Here is a 20096-nt window from a genome sequence, read left to right as displayed (position 1 = left end):
ACAGCCAGCTCAGTGCAGTGGACCGTGACCGATACGGCGCTAGGCCCGATACCGAACGCGGCGCGCTGCGCAGCAGCGGCTTGATATAGCTGCTGACTCTATGGGCACTTGGCGCCAAGCGCCCTGCCCCGTCGTGATCCCCTCAAAAAGCAGATGGGGCGCAAGCGCCCCACTGGTGTTTACTTCAGGTCGAATCGATCGAGCTCCATCACCTTCACCCAGGCCGCAACGAAGTCGCTGACGAACTTGTCATTCCCGTCGCTACTGCCATACACCTCACTCAAAGCCCGCAACTGCGCATGGGACCCGAATACCAGGTCAACGCGGCTAGCGGTCCATTTCACTTGCCCGCTCTTGCGGTCACGGCCCTCGAAGCTTTCGTTGTCCGCCGAAGTTGGCTTCCACTCCACGCCCATATCCAGCAGGTTGCGGAAAAAGTCGTTACTCAAAGTGCCAGGCTTGTCAGTGAATACCCCTTGCTTGTTATCGCCATGGTTGGCACCGAGCACCCGAAGGCCACCGATCAAGACCGTCAGCTCAGGGGCCGTGAGCGTCAGTAGCTGGGCTTTATCCAGCAGCAGCTTTTCGGCCTTGACGCTATAACGGGCCTTGGTGAAGTTACGCAAACCATCGGCCAAAGGCTCCAGCACAGCGAACGACTCGACATCGGTCTGCGCCTGGGAGGCATCGACCCTGCCTGGGCGAAATGCCACAGTGCCGCTGAACCCAGCATCCTTGGCTGCCTTCTCGACCGCCGCAGTGCCCGCCAGCACGATCAGGTCGGCCAAGGACACCTTCTTGCCGCCGCTGTTGAACGCGCTCTGGATTTGCTCCAGCACCCCCAGCACCTTCGCCGTACCCGCATTCGCCGCCCAGTCTTTTTGCGGCGCAAGGCGCAGGCGCCCGCCGTTTGCACCACCGCGCTTGTCCGAACCGCGGAATGTCGAGGCTGCTGCCCAGGCGGTGGAAACCAGCTCGCCAACGCTCAGGCCCGAAGCCAGTATCTTGGCCTTGAGGCCGGCGACATCCTGCTCGTCCACCAGAGGGTGGTCGACTTTTGGCAGCGGGTCTTGCCAGAGCAGTTCCTCGTTGGGCATTTCAGGGCCCAAGTAACGTGACAACGGGCCCATGTCACGGTGAATCAGCTTGTACCAGGCGCGGGCGAAGGCATCGGCTAGCTGGTCCGGGTTATCTTTGAAACGCCGGGCGATCGGCTCGTAGATCGGGTCAAAGCGCAGGGCCAGGTCGGAGGTGAGCATGGACGGGGCGTGTTTCTTGGCCGGGTCATGGGCATCCGGCACGGTCCCTGCCCCCCCTCCGTCTTTGGGCCGCCATTGATGGGCACCGGCCGGACTTTTGGTCAGTTCCCACTCGTAGTTGAACAGGTTGTTGAGGTATTCATTGCTCCACTTGGTGGGCGTGGAGGTCCAGGTTACTTCCAGGCCGCTGGTGATGGTATCTGCGCCTTTGCCACTGCCGAACTTGTTGGCCCAGCCTAGCCCCTGAAGCTCCAGAGCTGCTGCTTCCGGCTCGGGGCCGACGTTATCGGCCGGGCCTGCACCGTGCGTCTTACCGAACGCATGGCCGCCTGCGATCAGCGCCACCGTTTCTTCATCGTTCATGGCCATGCGGCCAAATGTCTCGCGGATATCCTTGCCGGACTTGACCGGGTCAGGCTCGCCTTCCGGGCCTTCCGGATTGACATAGATCAGGCCCATCTGCACAGCGGCCAAGGGGTTTTCAAGGTTGCGCTCTGCCGACAGATCACGGCTTTGTTCTTCAGCATGTTTGGCAGGTTCGGCCACCAGGTCACCTTGGCCGGGTGGCTGCGCCTTGACCTGCTCTTTGCCATAGCGCGTATCACCGCCCAGCCAGACTTTTTCCGACCCCCAATACACGTCTTCGTCCGGCTCCCATACATCGGCGCGCCCGCCGGAAAAACCGAAGGTCTTAAAGCCCATGGACTCCAGGGCGACGTTACCGGTAAGAACAATCAGGTCAGCCCAGGAGATCTTGTTGCCATATTTCTGCTTGATTGGCCACAACAGGCGCCGAGCCTTGTCGAGGCTAACGTTGTCCGGCCAGCTGTTGAGCGGGGCGAAGCGCTGTTGGCCAGACCCGGCACCGCCACGGCCATCACCGATGCGATAGGTACCGGCGCTGTGCCAGGCCATGCGCACGAACAGCGGGCCATAGTGGCCGAAGTCGGCTGGCCACCAGTCCTGGGAGTCGGTCATCAAAGCCCTGAGGTCGGCTTTGAGGGCTTGGAAATCAAGGCTCTTGAAAGCCTTGGCATAGTCGAAGTCCGGGTCAGGGCTGGACTTGGACGAGTGCTGATGAAGAATCCTGAGGTTGAGCTGGTCAGGCCACCAGTCACGGTTGGTGGTGCCGCCACCTGCGGTTTGATGGAACGGGCATTTCGATTCGTTCGACATCTGCTGTTACCTTTGGGTCGGTTATCCAGATTTACCGGTGTAGGCGAGGTAGTGTTGGAGTCCTGCTCAAGGCTTTTTGCCTACCCCCTCATCAGGTCAGGTCGGCCACGCGCCGAGACGGCTTGCGAAGTGCTCAATCGGTGATTTCGCAGGGCCAGAACAAAGACTAGCCGAGCTTGGGCAGAGGTCTAATAGAGTGGCTCTAGCAGGCTGATAGCCGCGACGCATTCATCTTCTGCACAACGGCCGCCGACGTGCTTCAATACACAGCCAACCCCTCTGCCCCGGTGAGCCAAGCCCCATGAACCGCAACGACCTGCGCCGTGTCGACATGAACCTGCTGGTGCTGTTCGAAGCCTTGATGATCGAGCGCAACCTGACCCGCGTCGGCGAAAAGCTGTTCATTACGCAATCCACCGTCAGCGCTGCGCTGGCCCGGCTGCGCGAACTGTTCGACGACCCGCTATTGATCCGCAGCGGCCGCGCCATGGAGCCGACGCCGCGGGCCCTGCAAATTTTCGCTGAATTGGGGCCAGCGATGGATGTGATTTCTTCTGCCATCAGCCGCGCCCGCGACTTCGACCCGGCCAGCAGCTGCAATCAGTTCCGTCTGGGCCTGTCGGATGACGCCGAGTTCGGCCTGTTCCCCGCCCTGCTGCAAGCCTTGCGCGAAGAGGCGCCGGACATCAGTGTGGTAGTGCGCCGCGCCAACTTTCTGTTGATGCCAGGCCTGTTGGCCAGCGGCGAGATTTCGGTGGGCATCAGCTACACCACCGATCTGCCGGCCACTGCCAAACGGCGCAAATTGCGCGATATCGGCGTGAGAGTACTGCGTGCTGACGACCGCCCCGGCCCATTGACGCTCGACGAGTACTGCGCCCGCCCCCATGTGATGGTGTCGTTCTCCGGTGACATGAGTGGCAACATCGACCTGGATTTGGCGCGGATAGGCCGCTGCCGCAAGGTAGTGCTGGCTGTGCCGCAGTTCGGCAGCCTGCGCGCCCTGCTGCGCAATACCGAAATGATCGCCACCGTGCCCGACTACGCCGCCTGCGCACTGGCCGACGATGGCAATCTGCGAGCCGACCCCGCCCCGTTCGAGATCTCCGAAGCCGAGTTGTCGATGGTGTGGAGTGGTGCCCAAGACAACGACCCTGCCGAGCGCTGGCTGCGCGAGCGCATCCTGCAATATATGGCCAGCCCAAGCTGATCCATCGACCTTGTCGATAGCCACCATGAATGCCATCGAGTTCCGCTGCTGGGACGACCGGCGCAAGATGGCGGCATCCACGGATCGATGAGACGCTACCCATGAAAACCGGCATGCTCGCTGCCTTGCTCGCTTTGTTCGCTGCCCTGGCGGGGTGCACCACCTCGGCCAGCCTTCGGGCGCCGAGCCTGAAGGGCATTTCTATTCAGCCACCGCCCTTTCCAGCCTCGCCCTGGCGCCGGGGCAACATGTGGCCGTGCTGTTGGGGCGCGACACGCAAACTACCCTTGGCTATCTGCAACAGCACCGAGGGCAGGCGCAGACTGCAGCGCCGCCGCGCAGTATTGCAGTGGCCACCCTGCGCGGGGGTAGCCAAGCCTACGACTGGCTAGCGCATTCGCTGGCGCAACAGTTCGCCGAGGTTAGGTTCTATGAAGACCTCGACAGCCTGCTGGCCGACCAGCCGGATGTGATCGTGCTGCTGGACAGCGAAAGCCGCCTGGCCACAGCCGACGTCGAGAGCCGTGTGGTGGCGCGCTTTTTCGACAGCCAACTCAGCTACATCGGCCGCGCCGAAGGGCGAGCACGCAAAAATGTCGACAGCACGGCACGGCTACTGGAAAACGAAGCAGCGGCAAAAGCCGACGCCCTGCGCGATTTCGATCAGTCCCTGCAACGTTTGCTGAGCGGCAAGGTGTAACGACAACCGGGGTCCGGCATAGGGAACTCCCGCCAGTGCGGCGCTATCCTATGGAAGAGTGGTTTCTTCCCTAATGCTTGCTGCTACTGGAGAACTCGACATGCGCCACCTACTCATTGCCCCTGCGCTGCTGCTTCTGTTGCCTGCCGGTGCTGCCCTGGCCCGCGTTGATGCGGGCGACGTGGCAACTTCGGCAGGTGTTTCCGCATCGCTGTATTCCACCTTCAAAGACGATAAACGCATCATCCCTGCACGCGACGAGCTTTCTGCGTTCGTGGCCAGCGGTGGTAGCATCCGTGGCGCCTATGTCGAGTCCGCGCTGGAGCAGGTGCGTAAGGACAACCCTGGCTTGCAAGCCAGTGATGAAGAGTTGGCCAAAGCCATTCTTTCCCAGGATGACCCCCTGGCCCATCATTGATATTCATCCCAACCCCTGACCCTCGACATCTTGGTTGCCAAACGATAGGCACCCAAGGTGTCGAGCCTTCCCTGCAGCGCCTGCGCTAATTCAAACCGGTCTTCTATACTCAGTCGTTCGCCCCGCTCTGCCCTGCAGCGCGCAACCTTGGCAGGGACTGGTCGGCTTGCCAATAAAAACAAAAGCCATCGAGTGCAGCCCATGAACATCCTCTACGACCCGCGTGTCGATGGAGCGTTGCCCAACGTTGATCAGCACGCGTTGCTGCAAGCTTTGCGTGATGCCTTGCCCGACCTGCACATCCTGCACCGCACTGAAGACCTCAAACCCTACGAATGTGATGGCCTTTCGGCTTACCGAACCGTGCCGCTTCTGGTGGTGCTGCCCGAGCGGTTCGAACAGGTGCAGGTCTTGCTCAAGCTTTGTCATCAGCGTGGCGTGCCGGTGGTGGCACGCGGCGCCGGCACCGGTCTATCAGGCGGTGCACTGCCGCTGGCTCAAGGGATTCTGCTGGTGATGGCACGGTTGAACCGCATCCTTGAAGTCAACCCAGAAGGCCGCTTCGCCCGTGTGCAGCCCGGGATACGCAACCTCGCCATCTCGCAAGCCGCTGCGCCCCATGGCCTGTACTACGCACCCGATCCGTCGTCGCAGATCGCTTGCTCGATCGGCGGTAACGTCGCGGAGAATGCAGGCGGTGTGCACTGCTTGAAATACGGCTTGACCGTGCACAATCTGCTCAAGGTCGAGGTGCTCACCATCGAAGGCGAACGCCTGACGCTAGGCAGTGACGCCCTGGACAGCCCGGGTTTCGATTTACTGGCACTGTTCACCGGCTCCGAGGGCATGCTCGGCATCGTCACCGAAGTCACCGTCAAGCTACTGCCCAGGCCTCAGATGGCTCGGGTGCTGCTTGCCAGCTTCGACTGCGTCGAGGATGCGGGCCGCGCGGTGGCTCAAATCATTGCTGCCGGCATCATCCCCGGGGGCCTGGAGATGATGGACAACCTGGCGATCCGCGCGGCCGAAGCATTCATCCATGCCGGTTACCCCGTGGAGGCAGCCGCCATTCTGTTGTGCGAACTCGACGGCGTGGAAGCCGACGTGCAGGAGGACTGCGAGCGCGTGGGCGAGGTACTCAAGCAAGCCGGCGCCCGGGATGTACGCCTGGCCTGCGACGAAGCGGAACGTGTGCGCTTCTGGGCCGGTCGCAAGAATGCTTTCCCAGCGGTGGGACGGCTTGCGCCGGATTACTACTGCATGGACGGCACCATCCCGCGCCGGGAACTGCCGCGAGTACTCAAAGGCATCAGTGAACTTAGCGAAACCTACGGCTTGCGTGTGGCCAACGTGTTCCATGCCGGCGACGGCAACATGCATCCGTTGATCCTGTTCGATGCCAATCAGCCGGGGGAACTGGAGCGCGCCGAGGCAATCGGCGGGCGCATCCTGGAGCTGTGCGTGGCAGTAGGCGGCAGCATCACCGGTGAGCATGGGGTCGGTCGCGAGAAGATCAACCAGATGTGCGCGCAGTTCAACAGCGACGAGATCACCCTGTTTCACGCCGTGAAGGCGGCTTTCGACCCACAAGGGCTGCTCAATCCAGGCAAAAACATCCCCACGTTGCAGCGCTGCGCTGAATTCGGCGCTTTGCATGTGCACCACGGGCAATTGCCCTTCCCCGATCTGGAGCGTTTCTGATGAGCATGGACTGCGATGTCAGCCAGGACTGGCTGGATCAGGTCAATCAGGCCCTCAAGCACGGCACGGCGCTGCGCATCCAGGGAGGCAACAGTAAAGCCATGCTTGGCCGTAGGGTGGAGGGCGAGGTGCTCGATACTCGCTGCCACCGCGGCCTGGTCAGTTACGACCCGACCGAATTGGTGCTCACCGCCCGAGCCGGCACCCCGCTGGTGGAAATCGAAGCAGCGCTGCACGAGGCTGGGCAGATGCTGCCGTGCGAGCCACCCCACCTGAGCGATGAGGCGACCCTTGGCGGCATGGTCGCGGCCGGGTTGTCCGGCCCGCGCCGCCCTTGGGCAGGAGCGGTAAGAGACTACGTACTTGGGACACGGGTGATCACCGGCCACGGCAAACTCCTGCGCTTTGGCGGCGAGGTGATGAAAAACGTAGCAGGCTATGACGTGTCACGCTTGCTGGCTGGCAGCTTCGGCTGCTTGGGGCTGGTCACGGAGGTATCGTTGAAAGTGCTGCCGCGCCCGCGCCAATGCTTGAGCCTGCGCATGCCGATGAGTCGCCATCAGGCGCTGGCCGAGCTGGCCAAGTGGGGCCAGCAACCATTGCCGATCAGCGCCGCCTGCCATGAAGGCGAAACCTTGTACCTACGCCTGGAGGGTGGTGAAGGTTCAGTGCAGTCGGCCTATCGGCGCCTGGGTGGCGAGCTGCTCGATAGCCTGTTCTGGAGCGATCTGCGGGAGCAGCGCCTGGCATTCTTTGATGACCCCGCCCCCCTATGGCGGCTGTCGCTGCCGAGCGCCACCGCAGAAGTCGACCTGCCAGGGCCGCAACTGATCGACTGGGGCGGCGCACAACGCTGGCTCAAGTCTAGCGCGCCGGCCGAGCTGATTCGTAAGCAGCTCGCCACGGTCGGTGGTCACGCCACCGGCTATTTCCCAGGTGATGACAGCACGGCACCGCTGCCCGCAGCACTGATGCGCTACCACCGCGCCCTCAAGCAGCAACTCGACCCCCAGGGTGTATTCAACCCTGGCCGTTTGTACCCCGATTTGTGAGCACCCACCCATGCAAACCCACCTGAGCGATAGCGCCAAGCAGCTGGCCCGTGGCGACGAGGCCGAAAGCATTCTGCGCTCGTGCGTACACTGCGGCTTCTGCACGGCCACCTGCCCGACCTATCAACTGCTCGGCGACGAGCTCGATGGCCCGCGGGGGCGTATCTATCTGATCAAACAAGTACTGGAGGGTGAACCAGCCACCGCCAGTACCCAACTGCATCTGGACCGCTGCCTGAGCTGTCGCAGCTGTGAAACCACCTGCCCATCAGGGGTGCAGTATCACCACTTGCTGGATATCGGCCGCGCCGTGCTGACGCAAAAAGTGCCGCGCACGCTCGGTCAGCGCCTGCTGCGCTTGGGCCTGCGCGCAGTCGTGCCGCATCCTGCGCTGTTCAAAACGCTGACCCGCACTGGCCAAGCCTTGCGGCCGCTGCTGCCGGCCAGCCTCAGGTGCAAGCTGCCAGCTCGGGTAGCACCTGCCGGCAAACGGCCAGCGCCCCGTCACGCCCGGCGAGTGCTGTTGCTCGAAGGCTGCGTACAGGCGGCCTTCTCACCCAACACCAATGCCGCCACCGCGCGGCTGCTGGATCGCTTGGGCATCAGCGTGGAGCCAGCCTACCAAGCCGGTTGCTGCGGCGCCGTGGACTACCACCTTGATGCCCACCAACAAGGCCTGCAACGCGCTCGGCGCAACATCGATGCGTGGTGGCCGGCAGTCGAGGCCGGGGCTGAGGCCATCGTGCAAACTGCCAGCGGCTGCGGTGCGTTCGTGCGCGATTATGGCCACCTGCTCAAACAAGACCCGCACTACGCGGCCAAGGCTGCACGGGTCAGCGCACTGTCCCGGGACCTGGTCGAAGTGCTTGGCAACGAGCCGCTCGAAAGGCTCGGCCTGTGCCCCGAGCAGCGCGTGGCCTTTCACTGCCCATGCACCCTGCAGCATGCCCTCAAGCTTGGCGGCCAAGTAGAAAGCCTGCTGTCACGCTTGGGCTTCACGCTCACTCCCGTAGCCGATGGGCACTTGTGCTGTGGCTCGGCCGGTACCTACTCGCTGACCCAGCCTGAGCTGTCGCGACAACTTCGCGACAACCGGCTCAATGCGTTGGAAAGCGGCAGACCCCAGGTCATCGTCACCGCCAACATCGGTTGCCAGACCCACCTGGACGCGGCCGCGCGCACGCCGGTCCAGCACTGGATAGAAGTCGTCGAGGCTGCCCTGCAACCGGACATCGATCCCGCTTAGCCAGGCGGTGATCGTCCGCAGGCACCGCGCAGGCTGGATCGCTCGGTCCTCCTCCAACGCCCATCGCCCTCAGAACTTTCCTACAGAAGATGCGGATGTGCCTTACTTGCGGCTGTGAGCCAGCAAAAACATGCTTCAGCCATCGAACCCGAGGAGGCTGCGCATGCACCCAGACACCCGCACCACCGCCGAACTGCGCAGTGCCCTGCGCGAATTGCTGGCTCACGACATCAGCAACCCCGACGAAGACCCTCACCTCTCAGGCGTGCTGTTTTTCTGCGCCACCGACGAGCGCACTCGGCAATTGGTCGAACGCATCGAACTACTGGCCAGCGAGATCTTCTTCGACCCCTGCGGGCGGGCCGTCAGCTTCCAGATGCGCGCTGTTGGGGTCAAAGGAGTGTGCATCAAGCAAAAACGCAAGGCCCTGGCAGATGAGACGGTGATACGCATCGCGCTGGGCGCCAAAGGGTACATCACGGTAAGCACCACACGCTTGTGATCCGCTATTCTGAGCGCTCTTGCGCTTGGAAACCGATCATGGAATTGCATATCCGCCTGGACGGCCGCAAAGGCCTGGCCGACCAGCTCTACCAACAGCTACGCGCCGGCATCGATAGCGGCCATCTGGCCGCAGGCACACAACTGCCGCCGACCCGGCTGCTGGCAGCGCAACTGGGGGTGTCGCGCAAAACCGTGGCTGAAGCCTATTCCAGGCTGACCTACGAAAACCTGCTCAGCGGTGTGGTCGGCCGCGGCACGTTCATCACGCCTCGCGTACCGCTGCCAAGCGGCGAAGTACGCACGGTGCCACTTGCGGCGGCGGCGACGCTGCAACGCTGGCAGCAACGGGCCACGGTGCTCGCCGGGCGTGGGCAGGAGGCGCCGTCGCGCTACGACTTCGTCGGTGGCGCTTCAAGCAAAGCGCAGTTTCCCTTCGACCAGTGGCGTAGCTGCCTGAATTACGCCCTGCGCCGCAGCCAGCGCCATCCTGAGCGGCAGTTCGCTGCCCAGGGTTTGCCCGAACTGCGTGAGGCCATCGCCCACCATATCGCCTATGCGCGCGGAGTACATTGCAGTGCGGCAGACATCTTGGTCAGCAATGGCGCACAGCAGGCCCTGGACCTGATTGCCCGGGTGCTGGTCGAGCCAGGTTACCAAGTGGCCATGGAAGACCCTGGCTACCCACCGGCGCGGCAACTGTTCCTGGCGCAGGGCGCGAAGGTGCAATCGGTACCCGTGGACGATCAGGGCATGTGCGTTTCGCACATTGCCGATGGCACCCGCTTGATCTACGTGACACCCTCGCACCAGTTTCCGCTCGGCATGCCGATGAGCGAGCCTCGCCGCCAGGCCCTGTTGACGCGGGCCGCAGAACTCGGCGCGGTGATCATCGAGGATGATTACGACTGCGAGTTTCGCTACCAGGGCCCGCCAGCCGATGCCCTGCAGCGGCTGGACCGGCACGGGCTGGTGGCCTATGTCGGGACCTTTTCCAAGACCTTGCTGCCAGAACTGCGCCTGGGTTACGCGGTGCTCCCCCCGGCGGTGCTCGGCGCCGCCAGCGTGGCCAAACACCTGAGTGACTGGCATAGCCCGACATTGTTGCAGTGGGCGCTGGCGCGCTTCATAGCCGAAGGCCACCTGAACAAACACATTCGCCGCTGCCACGATATCTACAGCGCCCGCCGGGCACGAATCCTGGCGCGGCTGGACGACGACTTGTCGCCTTGGTTGAGCGCGGTGCCGGCCAGTGCCGGCTTCCACCTGAGCGCCCTTGCCCAGCCAGGTGTAGATATCGGGTTGCTGACCAAACTGGCCCGCAATGTACAGGTTGGCCTGTATTCTCTAGCACCTTTCTTCAGCCAAGCACCGGTACGCCCAGGGCTGCTGATGGGGTTTGGCGCCATCGAATTGCTGGACATCGACCCGGCGTTGGATCGGGTCCGCGACACCCTGCAGATGCTCAGTTGATCTGGGCCACTCGGTCATCCGGCGCAGGTCGCGCCAGCGCCGCTGCGTAGCCACGCGGGGTGAAACGCGCGGTCACCAGCAACATCGCCAGCACCGTGACGGTCAACAGCGTCCAGGATGCCTGGAAGTCGCCGCTCATATCGCGTAACCAACCGGCAATATAGGGCACGATCCCAGTGATGATGAACCCGATGCCCTGCACGAACGCCGCGAGGCTACCGGCCTCGGCGGGTGCCTTGAGGTGCTCCAGAGTCAAGGTCAAGCTGAGGCTGAAACAGGCACCCAAGCCGAAACCAATCATCGCCACCCATAGCCCCGTGGCCATGGTCGGCGCCAGCAGTAGCCCAACAAAACCTGCAAGCTGTACTCCCAGAGCCAGCCACAGACCTGGGCGGCGGTCGGTGACGCCGCGCAGCAACAAGGGTAAGCCCAAGGCACCGCAAACCTGGAACAGGGTCATCAGCCCGACCAGGTCGCCGCCACCTTGCGCCGTACCGCCGTGTTCCAGATGAAAAGCTGGCAGCCAGGCGACCATGCTGGTGTAGCCGCCGTTGATCAGGCCGAAATACAGCGCCAGCAACCAGGCCCTGGGAGAGCTGAACCAATGCCCGCTGCGGGCACTGCTGAGCATCGGCACGGGTGACCGAGGGCGCAGCACGGCCCAGGCGAGTATCGCCAGCACCGCTGGAATCACCCACAGACCAAGCCCGGCCTGCCAATGGCCGAAGTGCTCGCTAACCCGCGGCCCCAGCATCGCTGCCAGACCTCCGCCACTCATCAGCGCCGCCGAGTACAGGCCCATGCACCCAGCCAAACGGGTGGGGAACCAGCGATTGACCAGCCCGGGCATCATGCCCTGTACCACCGCCACGCCGATTCCCGCCAGTACCGCGCTGGCAACCAGTGCCCAGGCACTGTCCAACTGCAGCCGCCACAGGCAAGCCAGGGCAATGGCGCTGAGGCCGGCCAGCATTCCGCCATGTTCGCTGACCCAGCGTCTTAGCCAAGGCTGCAGTAACGGCACCAGGCCCATGCACAGCACTGGCAGCGCAGTAAGCAGCGCCGCTTGCTGGTAGCCCAAGCCGGTACTGGCACGCATCGGCCCAAGCAACGGCCCGATACTGGTGAGGATCGGCCTCAGGTTCACTGCCAGCACGATCATCAGCAACAGGTTCAACGCCACTCTCATCACACATCCACTCCGAACAAGACCGCCTGATTATCCTGTCTGGGAGGTCAGGGTAGAAATGAAGAGATTGGATGCAGGTCAGTGGCCACCTGAATAACCCGATTGGCCTCCCGGCAAACCGCGCGATTGGCTATGGGGCATGCAGGCGACGGCGGCTAATGTAGGGCCAAGTCCACAACAGACCCCTGGAGCACTTATGAACGACCGTATCGAATGGGCCAAACACTCGCCGCAAGCCTACAAAGCCATGGTCGGGCTCGAGCAGGCTTTGGCCCAGAGCGGGCTGGAAAACTCCCTACTGGAACTGGTGCGCCTGCGTGCCTCGCAAATCAATGGCTGCGCCTACTGTGTGAACGTGCATGCCAATGATGCGCGCAAGGCCGGTGAAACCGAGGCGCGCTTGCAAACATTGTGCGTCTGGCAGGAAACCCCTTACTTCAGCGCCCGTGAACGTGCCGCATTGGCATGGCTGGAATGCCTGACCCGGCTGCCCGAGCGCGGTGCGCCACAAGCCGAATATCAGGCATTGCACGCTCACTTCGAACCCGCTGAAGTGGTCAACCTGACCTTTGCCATTGCCACTATCAATGCCTGGAACCGCTTCGGCGTAGGGTTCGCGATGGCCCCGGCCTGAGCCGAACCTGAAATCGGCCGTGGGATCGAGGCGCTGCCTTGCAGCGTTCGGCCCCACGACCGCTCAGGCAAGGGTGCGTCGGCGGCTCAGGCAGACGTAACCCATCATCAGCACACACAGCAAGGTGACCGCCAACAACCCCACCAGCTCCCGACTGTAGCGCGCAACCAGCGCAGGGAAACCGGTGAACTCCCGATAGACTCGGATGTCCGCTTCGCCCCCGGCGAAGCTCACGCCTATGCCACCTTGACGGATCTGCGAGTAGTCGGCGTCGAAGTACACCCAGACCTTGCACGCCCCGCCCTTTTCGATCAGAGGTATCAGCACCTGGGCTGTGGCCGCTTCGTACAACGTGTCGTTGCCAGCTGCATCACGCACCTGCACCAGGCCTTTGGCTGGTAGACGTACTTTTACCTCACGCACATCGCTGTCACCCAGGTTCTGCAGGTCGATGAGCAACCCGGTGCGATGATCGACCAGCCCGGCTTCGAAGGGCTTGGCAAACAGTTGCGCATAAGGGGCCTGGGCCATTTCGATCAACTTGTCGATCTGGTATTGATTCAACGCGCCGCCACTGATGCTATTGACCCGTGGCTGCAACTGCTCGTACTTGAGCTGGTCATTGGCCTTGCTGATGCGCTCGCTGAACTGGCTGGGATAGGTCAGGTAGGCGTAGGTCAGCGTCGCCTCGAGCCTTGGCTGGTTTGTGACCAGCACATAGGCCACCAGCAAGACCATCAGGCCAAGCAACATGGCAACCAGGGTTTTGCCGATTTTTTCCCAGCTCAAGAGCGTGCTTCCTTCTGTCACGGCATGAACAATCGATCCGGCGCAAAGGGTGACAAGTTCAACGCCGCCAGGCAAGCCCTCGAAGCCACGCTGCCTGCCGACGTGAAACCGCAAATGTGACTGACCTGCCCCAAGCGCCGCCGTAGCCGACGGTTGCCGCGCGCTGCCCGGTGTCTGCTGGCGAATCAGAAGCCGAGTGTTGCCGATAGCAGGTAAGTACGCGGGGTGGCCAGGGTCAAGCCAGGCTCGCTATCGTCCGGCGCGCCCGCCGATGCCCAGTAACGTTTGTCCATCAGATTCTCGACATTGGCGCGCAGGGTGACCTCAGTGCTGTCGAGCTTCAACGCATAGCGCGCGCCCACGTCGAATCGTTCCCAGCCGTCGATCCGCTTGCTATTGGCCTGGTCCAGGTACTGGGAGCTGGAATGAATGCCCCGCCCTGTCAGGGTCAAACCGTTGACCCCAGGCACATCCCATTCCACGCCCAGGTTAATGTTGTATCGCGGAGTTGCCGGGGCGCGGTTGCCGTCGAAAGCGCCGTTGACCGTACCGGTCAGCTCGCTGTCGATGAACATCACGCCCCCGAGCACACGGATACCGTCAAGCGGCTCGCCGAATACACTCAGTTCCACTCCACGATTTTCACGTTTACCGTTGGGGCCGAATACCCGAGACGTGGCATTGGTTTCGTACGCTGGCTGGCGTATGCGGAAGGCACTGGCAGTGAAAGCCACGCGGCCCAGATCATATTTGGCGCCGACTTCGATCTGACGGCTGATGAACGGTGGGAAGATCTGGTCCTCGTTGATCGAAGTCGACGGCGCAATCTTGCCTTGGCTCAAGCCCTCCATATAGTTGGCATAGAGCGAAAGCTGGTCGGTGACCTTGAGCAGCAGGCCAGCGGAAGGCGAAACCTTCTCTTCGTCATACGCTGTATCGCCCTTGACCCCATCGCTCCAGTCGTCCACCTGCACCCGTTGCCAGCGAGCGCCCAGGGTCAGCAGCAGTCGATCGTCGACAAAGCCAAGTGTGTCGGCCAGCGCAATCCCGGAGAACCGATTTTCGGTGTAAGCCTGACCATCGCTGCGGGTTGGGGTGACCGGTGTTGGGGTAGCGACGGGGTTATACAGGTTGCTCAGGGCCGTGGCATAGCGTGCGCCGCCGTTGGTGAAGTCCATGTAGAAGTAGCTGGCGGCCAGATTGACTTCATGGCTGACGGGGCCTGTATGAAACCAGTTGCGCACCCCGGCCATGGCGGTGCGCACCGACTCGTCACGGGTGAAGTCGCGGGGCTGCACGCTGAAGTCACCGGCGTCGTTGATGATCGACACATTATGGCGCAGGAAATCGTGGTGGCTCTCGCGAGCGCCGAATGCGCCGTAGGCCATCAGCGAGTCGCTGATATCGTACTCGGCATTGAATGTGCCGAAGGTGTCGTTGGTGTGCGCCTGGCTCCAGCGCTGCGCATAGTTGTGGCGTACATCGCTGGCACTGGGCACCCTGGCATTGGCCCCGACCAAAACACGCTCCTGGGGGGCGTCGGTGTCACGCTCAGTGTGGCCCAGGTCTGCCGACAGCCGCAGGCGCTCGCCCCTGAAGTCCAGTCCAAGCACGGCCATTTCGCGGTCCACGCGCTGCTGGCCCCACTCGGTATCGCCGCCCTGCTTCACCCCATTGAAGCGCAGGCCGAACTGCTCACCCTCACCGAATCGGCGGCCAACATCCACTGCACCGCCAACTTGGCTATTGGAAGCGTAGTTACCGGTGAACTCGGTGATCGGCTTGTCGCCAGCGCGCTTGGGGACCACGTTAATGGCGCCACCCACGCTGCCCCGCGGCGAAATGCCATTGATCAGCTGGCTTGGGCCTTTGAGAATGTCGACGCGGTCGGCCATCTCCATGTCGATCGAATAGGTCGGCAGGATGCCGTAGAGGCCATTGTAGGACACATCGCTATTGAACAGGCTCAAGCCACGGATGGTGAACTGCTCGAAGCGCCCGCCTGCCGGGTTGGTCGCACGCACCGAGGGGTCGCTGGCCACTACATCGCTCAAGGTGCGAGCCTGTTGGTTCTTCACCAACTCATGGGTGTAGGTGGTCATACTGAAGGGTGTGTCCATGAAGTCGCGCGCACCGAGCAGGCCCTGCGAGCCCTTGCGCGCCACTTGCCCGCCCGCATAAGGCTGGCCGTCGTTGAACTGGAGCTGGCCGCCGCTGATGTTGGTTGGTGCAATCTCCACCACACCCGCGTCCTGGGGGGCCGGCACCAGGGTGAACGCCCCCTCGCCTACCGGCTGCAACAGCAGGCCCGTGCCGCGCAGCAATTGCAGGAAGCCTTCGTCCAGGGTGTAACGGCCAGACAAACCTAGGCTTTGCTGGCCACTGACCAAAGCCGGGTCAAGCGACAGGCTCACCCCAGCCTGGTCGGCGAAGCGTGTAAGCGCAGTGCCCAGGCTGCCAGCAGGTACTTCGTAGGTGCGCAGCGCTCGGTCTGCGGCCCATAGTGGTGTGCTGAACAACAGGCTCATGGCGAACCCGGCACGCAGCAAGTGGCGCGTGGAAAGTGGCATTACAGCAGGCATCGAGAAGGCTCCCTAGTGTTCTTCTACCGGTAATGACCGGTGAGAAGAATAAAGGGGACAGCCTTAGCCACGAATTTCTGGCGCCGTCAGGCTTACCCAGTAACGGGTGTGGGTCTGCACATGCAGTGGAAGGCTTGCGGCCAACAGGGCCAACACCCGGTCGGTATCATCCAGGCGGAAAGTGCCTGTTACCCGCAACCGTTCCAACTCAGGATCCCAACGCAGCACACCGGGGCGATACCGGCGCAGCTCGTTGAGCAGGTCGCCCAATGGCCGATCGTTCAAGCGCAGCACGCCCTCGCGCCAGCCCAGCAGCAAATCGTCTAGGGCCGCAACACGGCCAGGGCCGTCGGCCCGCACATCGGTTTGCTGGCCCGCTTGCAGCACCACGGCACCGCCACTTAACGGGTACACCGTGGCCTGGCCTTTGACTACCGAGACTCGGCATGCCTGTTCGAACAGGTGCAGGCAAACATCAGCGCCACTGATAACTACTTGCCCATAAGGCTGCTGCAGTACTTGGTTGCGCCCCTGGGGCACTGCCAAAGCTACCTCGCCACGCAGCAGTTTCACGCTCGCACCTTCAAGGTTCAGATCGACCGCACTATCGGTGTTCAGTTGCAACACCGTACCGTCACTTAGAACCAGCCGTCTGCGCTCGCCGACCGCCGTGTGCACATCGGCGGTCCATGCCTCTAACGGCAATTGCCGGCTCAGCAACCAGGCCGCGGGCGCCAGGGCGGCTAGGCCCAATGCCTGCTTGAGCAAGGCGCGGCGACTGGCCTGGGGGCGGTCTAGGGTAGCCATGGCCAACTCGGGGGGCAATTGCGAAAAGCGCTGGCGCAACTGCTGCGCTTTTTGCCAGGCCTGTTCATGTTCGCTGTTGCTGCCTCGCCATTGCGCCAGGCGCTCGAGGTCGCTCGGGCTAGCCCGACCGGATTCGAGCAATGCCAGCCAGCAGGCAGCTGCGCGTAGGGCCTCGCGCGTCTGCTTCGAATGCGTGTGCATCACAGCTGAGCCAATAGGCAGTGCTCGTAGGCCTGCGCCATGTAACGTTTGACCGTGCGCTCAGAAACACCCAGACGCTCGGCAATTTCGCAGTAGCCCAGGCCTTCGAGCTGACTCCAGAGAAAAGCCCTGCGCACTGCTGGTTTGAGGCCATCGAGCAGTTCATCCAACGCTTGCAGGGTTTCGAGCAGTATCCAGCGCTGCTCGGGCGACGGCAGACTCTGCTCCGGCAAATGTGCCAGTGCCTCGAGGTAGGCCTTCTCGAGGTTGCGCCTTGTGTGAAAGTTGCTGAGCAGCCGTTTGCCTACGGTAAGAAGATAGGCACGGGGTTCGCGAAGCTCGGCCAGGGGCTGAGCGCTAGCGAGCAAGCGCAGGAAGGTGTCCTGGCTGAGGTCTGCGGCATCCCAGGCGTTGCCCATACGCCGGCGCAGCCAGGCCTCCAGCCAACTGCGATGTTCACGGTAAAGATCAGGCAGGCTGTGCTGGGAAGGCGGCGCGGCGTCGACCATGATGAAGCTCGGCAAGTGAAGTAAATGGTAGTGATTCTAATTTACTTTAATCGCTGAGCCAATACTGAGCGCAGGTGGGGTATACCGACCTTATCGGGTCGCCACGACGAATAAGCGTGGGAATGGGAGCAATACCTTGCCGTCGGTCGATGGCGGATAGTCACGCTGCATGGCCTGCAGGTACATCTGCAGAAAATCCACCTGCTCGTCAGCCTCGAGTTTGCTCAAGTACGGCCGCAACGCCGAGCCCTTGAACCACTCCACCACTGCCTCGGCGCCACCCTGCAGCGGATGATGATAGGTGGTGCGCCACACGTCGACCCGTGTGCACAGTGGGCTGAGCAGGTCGTAGTAAAAAGCAGCATTGTGCCGCGGTGGAAGGCTGAAATCGCTGAACTTGCCCGCCCAGGGGCCACGCCCGGCGATCTCGCGCAGCTGCCGATGTGCCGGTTCATCAAGGTTGTCCGGGGTTTGCACGGCCAGGCTGCCGCCTTCGTTCAGCTGGCGCACCAGGTGCGGGTACAGCGAGCCGTGGTCGGGCACCCATTGCAGCGAGGCATTGGCCAGAATGAGGTCCTGAGGCTCTGGGGCGGCCCAGCCAGCGGTGTCGGCGATCTCGCAGCGCACCCGCGGAATCAGCAAGCGCTTGCGCTGGCGTGCCTTCTCGATCATGTCGGGGTCGCTGTCCAGCGCGACCACCAGCGCATCTGGACAATGCTGCAACAGCACTTCGGTGGAATTGCCCGGCCCGCAGCCCAGATCGGTGGCATGGCGCACCGGCCTTGGCGGCACGGCGGCCAGCAGGTCGCGCACAGCGCGCGTACGTTCATCTTCGAACAGCGAGTACTGGGTGGCGGACCAGGCCATGGGCGGCTCCTTCTAAGGGCGATGCTGTGAGCATACGCCATGTAGCCAAGCCAATGGGCCTGAACTGTGCGCCTATGCTTGTAGTCATTCCCTGTATGCGCATGCCGATGAAAATCTTTCTGGCTCTGGCCATCGTGGCATTGATTGCCGCCGCCGCACTGCTCGGCTCACCCTGGATGAACCAGCGCTTTCACATGCCGGCAGAAAAACACCAGGCCCAGCAACGCGAAACGGCCGGGTCCACGAGGGAGCCGGCCGCTTCCGACAGCGAGTAAGGCTTAGTGCTGCTGCTTGCCAGAGCGGATCTGGTGGACCACGCCCATGGCTACCACCAGGGCAGCGGCGATGCCGGTAGAGATCACCAGAATCTGGTAGTCAGGCATGAACGCCATGGTCACCAGGGCAGCGATGATGAAAGCGATCACCAGGTAAGTCAGCCATGGGAACAGCCACATTTTAAGGCGCACTTCCTTGCCCTCGGCGATCAGCTTGCGGCGCATGCGCAGTTGCGAGAAGGCGATGACCAGGTACACCAACAGGGCAATCATACCGGTGGTGTTCATCAGGGTTTCCAGCACGTCTTTGGGGCGCAGGGTCTCACTGAAGTTGATCAGCGCGCAGACCACCGCCACCATGCAGGAGCCGATGATGGCGTATACCGGCACACCGGTACCGGCGCGGGTGATCTTGAAGAACGATGGCGCATCACCGCGCTGGGCCAGGGAGAACAGCATGCGCGAAGCAGTGTAATGGCCCGAGATAAGGCAACTGCTCACCGACGTCAGCACCACGAAATTCATCAGCAGTTCAGCGTGCGGTACACCCAACAGCTCCAGGGTGCGGCGGTACGCGCCGTAGCCGGAAACGCCCAGTTGCGGGTCGTTCCATGGCACCAGGCAGACGATCAGGAAGATCGAGCCCACGTAGAACAGGCACACTCGCCATACCACCGAGTTGGTGGCTTTGACGATCTGGGTAGCAGGGTCCTTGGCTTCGGATGCGGCGATGGTGACGATCTCGGCACCCAGGAAGGCGAACATCACCCCAAGCAACGCACCGATCACGGTGGTGATGCCATTGGGCATGAAACCCTCGGCGGTCAGGTGGGTGATGCCCCGCACCTCACCGAACTGCCAGATGTTCATCACTGCGGCGGTACAAACCACCAGGAAGCAGACGATCGCCACGACCTTGATCAGCGCGAACCAGAATTCGAACTCACCGTAGTGCTTGACGTTGAAGAAGTTGACAGTGATCAGCAGCAGCGTGGTGGCCAGCACGAACACGTTGACGCTGACGTCGGGGAAGAAGCCATGGAGGATCTTGCCCGCCACGTACGCTTCCCAGGCCATCAGGATGACCCAGTACCACCAGTACAGCCAGCCGATGGTGAAGCCAGCCCAACGGCCGATGGCACGGTCAGCATAGGTCGAGAACGAGCCGGTGTCGGGCGAGGATGTCGCCATTTCGCCGAGCATGCGCATGATCAGCACCACCAGGATGCCCCCGGCCAGGTAGGCCAGTACGGCCGCTGGGCCGGCGCTGTGGATCACGCTGCCGGAGCCGACGAACAAGGCGCCGCCGATCACCCCAGCGATCGACATCATCGTCAGGTGGCGCGACTTAAGCGAGGCACTGAGCTTGCTCTCGTGCTCGCCTTTGGCGGAGGTGGTTGTGGATGTTGCGTCCATCAGTTGTGTACCCCGTGCTTCTTTTTATCCAAGGAAAACTGTGAAACCCCGATGGCTCTCGGTTTCACCTGTACATCAGTGCTAATGCGGG

Annotated in this window: 18 protein-coding genes; 10 read left to right on the top strand and 8 right to left on the bottom strand. The window is 62.5% G+C overall.

The genetic code is table 11. The annotated features are described in order from the left end of the window. Positions 1-179 precede the first annotated feature (179 nt). The gene (gene katG, locus HU725_RS09655; protein ID WP_186477031.1) at positions 180-2435 is read right to left on the bottom strand and encodes a catalase/peroxidase HPI; all 2256 of its coding nucleotides are present in this window, start codon (positions 2433-2435) and stop codon (positions 180-182) included. A 301-nt stretch (positions 2436-2736) separates the two neighbouring features. On the opposite strand from katG, the gene HU725_RS09650 reads away from it, so the two are divergent. From HU725_RS09650 to pdxR, 8 genes are all read left to right on the top strand, one after another. Continuing rightward, a complete protein-coding gene (locus tag HU725_RS09650; RefSeq protein ID WP_186477030.1) occupies positions 2737-3645 on the top strand; it encodes a LysR family transcriptional regulator in 909 nt (302 codons plus the stop codon). Between the two features lie 154 nt (positions 3646-3799). Then, complete coding sequence (locus HU725_RS09645) at positions 3800-4345, top strand: hypothetical protein (RefSeq protein WP_186477029.1); 546 nt, start codon at positions 3800-3802, stop codon at positions 4343-4345. A gap of 100 nt (positions 4346-4445) precedes the next feature. Next, entirely contained in the window at positions 4446-4763 is a 318-nt protein-coding gene (locus HU725_RS09640) for a DUF2388 domain-containing protein (RefSeq protein WP_060479112.1), read from the top strand. Positions 4764-4964: 201 nt separating this feature from the next. Next, a complete protein-coding gene (gene glcD, locus HU725_RS09635) occupies positions 4965-6464 on the top strand; it encodes a glycolate oxidase subunit GlcD (RefSeq protein WP_186477028.1) in 1500 nt (499 codons plus the stop codon). Further along, positions 6464-7516, top strand: a complete 1053-nt coding sequence (gene glcE / locus HU725_RS09630) for a glycolate oxidase subunit GlcE (RefSeq protein ID WP_186477027.1) — start codon at positions 6464-6466, stop codon at positions 7514-7516. Before glcD ends, glcE begins: the two co-directional genes overlap by 1 nt. Before the next feature lie 10 nt (positions 7517-7526). Next, positions 7527-8762: a glycolate oxidase subunit GlcF gene (gene glcF, locus HU725_RS09625; RefSeq protein WP_186477026.1), complete on the top strand. Its 1236-nt coding sequence runs from the start codon at positions 7527-7529 to the stop codon at positions 8760-8762. 163 nt (positions 8763-8925) lie between these two features. Next, positions 8926-9264: a hypothetical protein gene (locus HU725_RS09620; RefSeq protein WP_186477025.1), complete on the top strand. Its 339-nt coding sequence runs from the start codon at positions 8926-8928 to the stop codon at positions 9262-9264. Positions 9265-9302: 38 nt separating this feature from the next. After that, on the top strand, positions 9303-10736 hold the full coding sequence (pdxR, locus tag HU725_RS09615) for a MocR-like pyridoxine biosynthesis transcription factor PdxR (protein ID WP_186477024.1): 1434 nt from the start codon (positions 9303-9305) through the stop codon (positions 10734-10736). Here the strand turns inward: pdxR and HU725_RS09610 are convergent. Beyond that, positions 10729-11925: a CynX/NimT family MFS transporter gene (locus HU725_RS09610; RefSeq protein ID WP_186477023.1), complete on the bottom strand. Its 1197-nt coding sequence runs from the start codon at positions 11923-11925 to the stop codon at positions 10729-10731. The two genes, pdxR and HU725_RS09610, sit on opposite strands and share 8 nt — an antisense overlap. A 196-nt stretch (positions 11926-12121) precedes the next feature. Between HU725_RS09610 and HU725_RS09605 the strand changes: the two genes are divergently transcribed. Next, a complete protein-coding gene (locus tag HU725_RS09605) occupies positions 12122-12559 on the top strand; it encodes a carboxymuconolactone decarboxylase family protein (protein WP_186477022.1) in 438 nt (145 codons plus the stop codon). Between the two features lie 63 nt (positions 12560-12622). Here the strand turns inward: HU725_RS09605 and HU725_RS09600 are convergent, their stop codons facing one another. From HU725_RS09600 to tam, 5 genes are all read right to left on the bottom strand, one after another. Then, positions 12623-13348 (bottom strand): hypothetical protein, encoded by a 726-nt coding sequence (locus HU725_RS09600; RefSeq protein WP_186477021.1) that lies wholly within the window; start codon positions 13346-13348, stop codon positions 12623-12625. A 185-nt stretch (positions 13349-13533) separates the two neighbouring features. Then, the gene (locus HU725_RS09595; RefSeq protein ID WP_186477020.1) at positions 13534-15930 is read right to left on the bottom strand and encodes a TonB-dependent receptor; all 2397 of its coding nucleotides are present in this window, start codon (positions 15928-15930) and stop codon (positions 13534-13536) included. 63 nt (positions 15931-15993) lie between these two features. After that, positions 15994-16938, bottom strand: a complete 945-nt coding sequence (locus HU725_RS09590) for a FecR domain-containing protein (protein WP_186477019.1) — start codon at positions 16936-16938, stop codon at positions 15994-15996. After that, complete coding sequence (locus HU725_RS09585; RefSeq protein ID WP_060479122.1) at positions 16938-17447, bottom strand: sigma-70 family RNA polymerase sigma factor; 510 nt, start codon at positions 17445-17447, stop codon at positions 16938-16940. Before HU725_RS09585 ends, HU725_RS09590 begins: the two co-directional genes overlap by 1 nt. Before the next feature lie 90 nt (positions 17448-17537). Further along, positions 17538-18314, bottom strand: coding sequence for a trans-aconitate 2-methyltransferase (tam, locus tag HU725_RS09580; protein WP_186477018.1), 777 nt, complete (start codon positions 18312-18314; stop codon positions 17538-17540). Positions 18315-18409: 95 nt separating this feature from the next. Here tam and HU725_RS09575 point away from each other — a divergent pair, with 95 nt between their 5' ends. Continuing rightward, on the top strand, positions 18410-18589 hold the full coding sequence (locus HU725_RS09575; protein WP_186477372.1) for a hypothetical protein: 180 nt from the start codon (positions 18410-18412) through the stop codon (positions 18587-18589). 3 nt (positions 18590-18592) lie between these two features. On the opposite strand, the gene HU725_RS09570 is transcribed toward HU725_RS09575, so the two are convergent. Next, positions 18593-20005: an amino acid permease gene (locus HU725_RS09570; protein WP_060479125.1), complete on the bottom strand. Its 1413-nt coding sequence runs from the start codon at positions 20003-20005 to the stop codon at positions 18593-18595. Positions 20006-20096: the final 91 nt, after the last annotated feature.

It is taken from the genome of Pseudomonas promysalinigenes (genome assembly GCF_014269025.2).
Lineage (GTDB): Bacteria > Pseudomonadota > Gammaproteobacteria > Pseudomonadales > Pseudomonadaceae > Aquipseudomonas > Aquipseudomonas promysalinigenes.
Note: the sequence above shows the minus strand (reverse complement) of the source record. Positions and strands in the feature narration are given on the sequence as shown.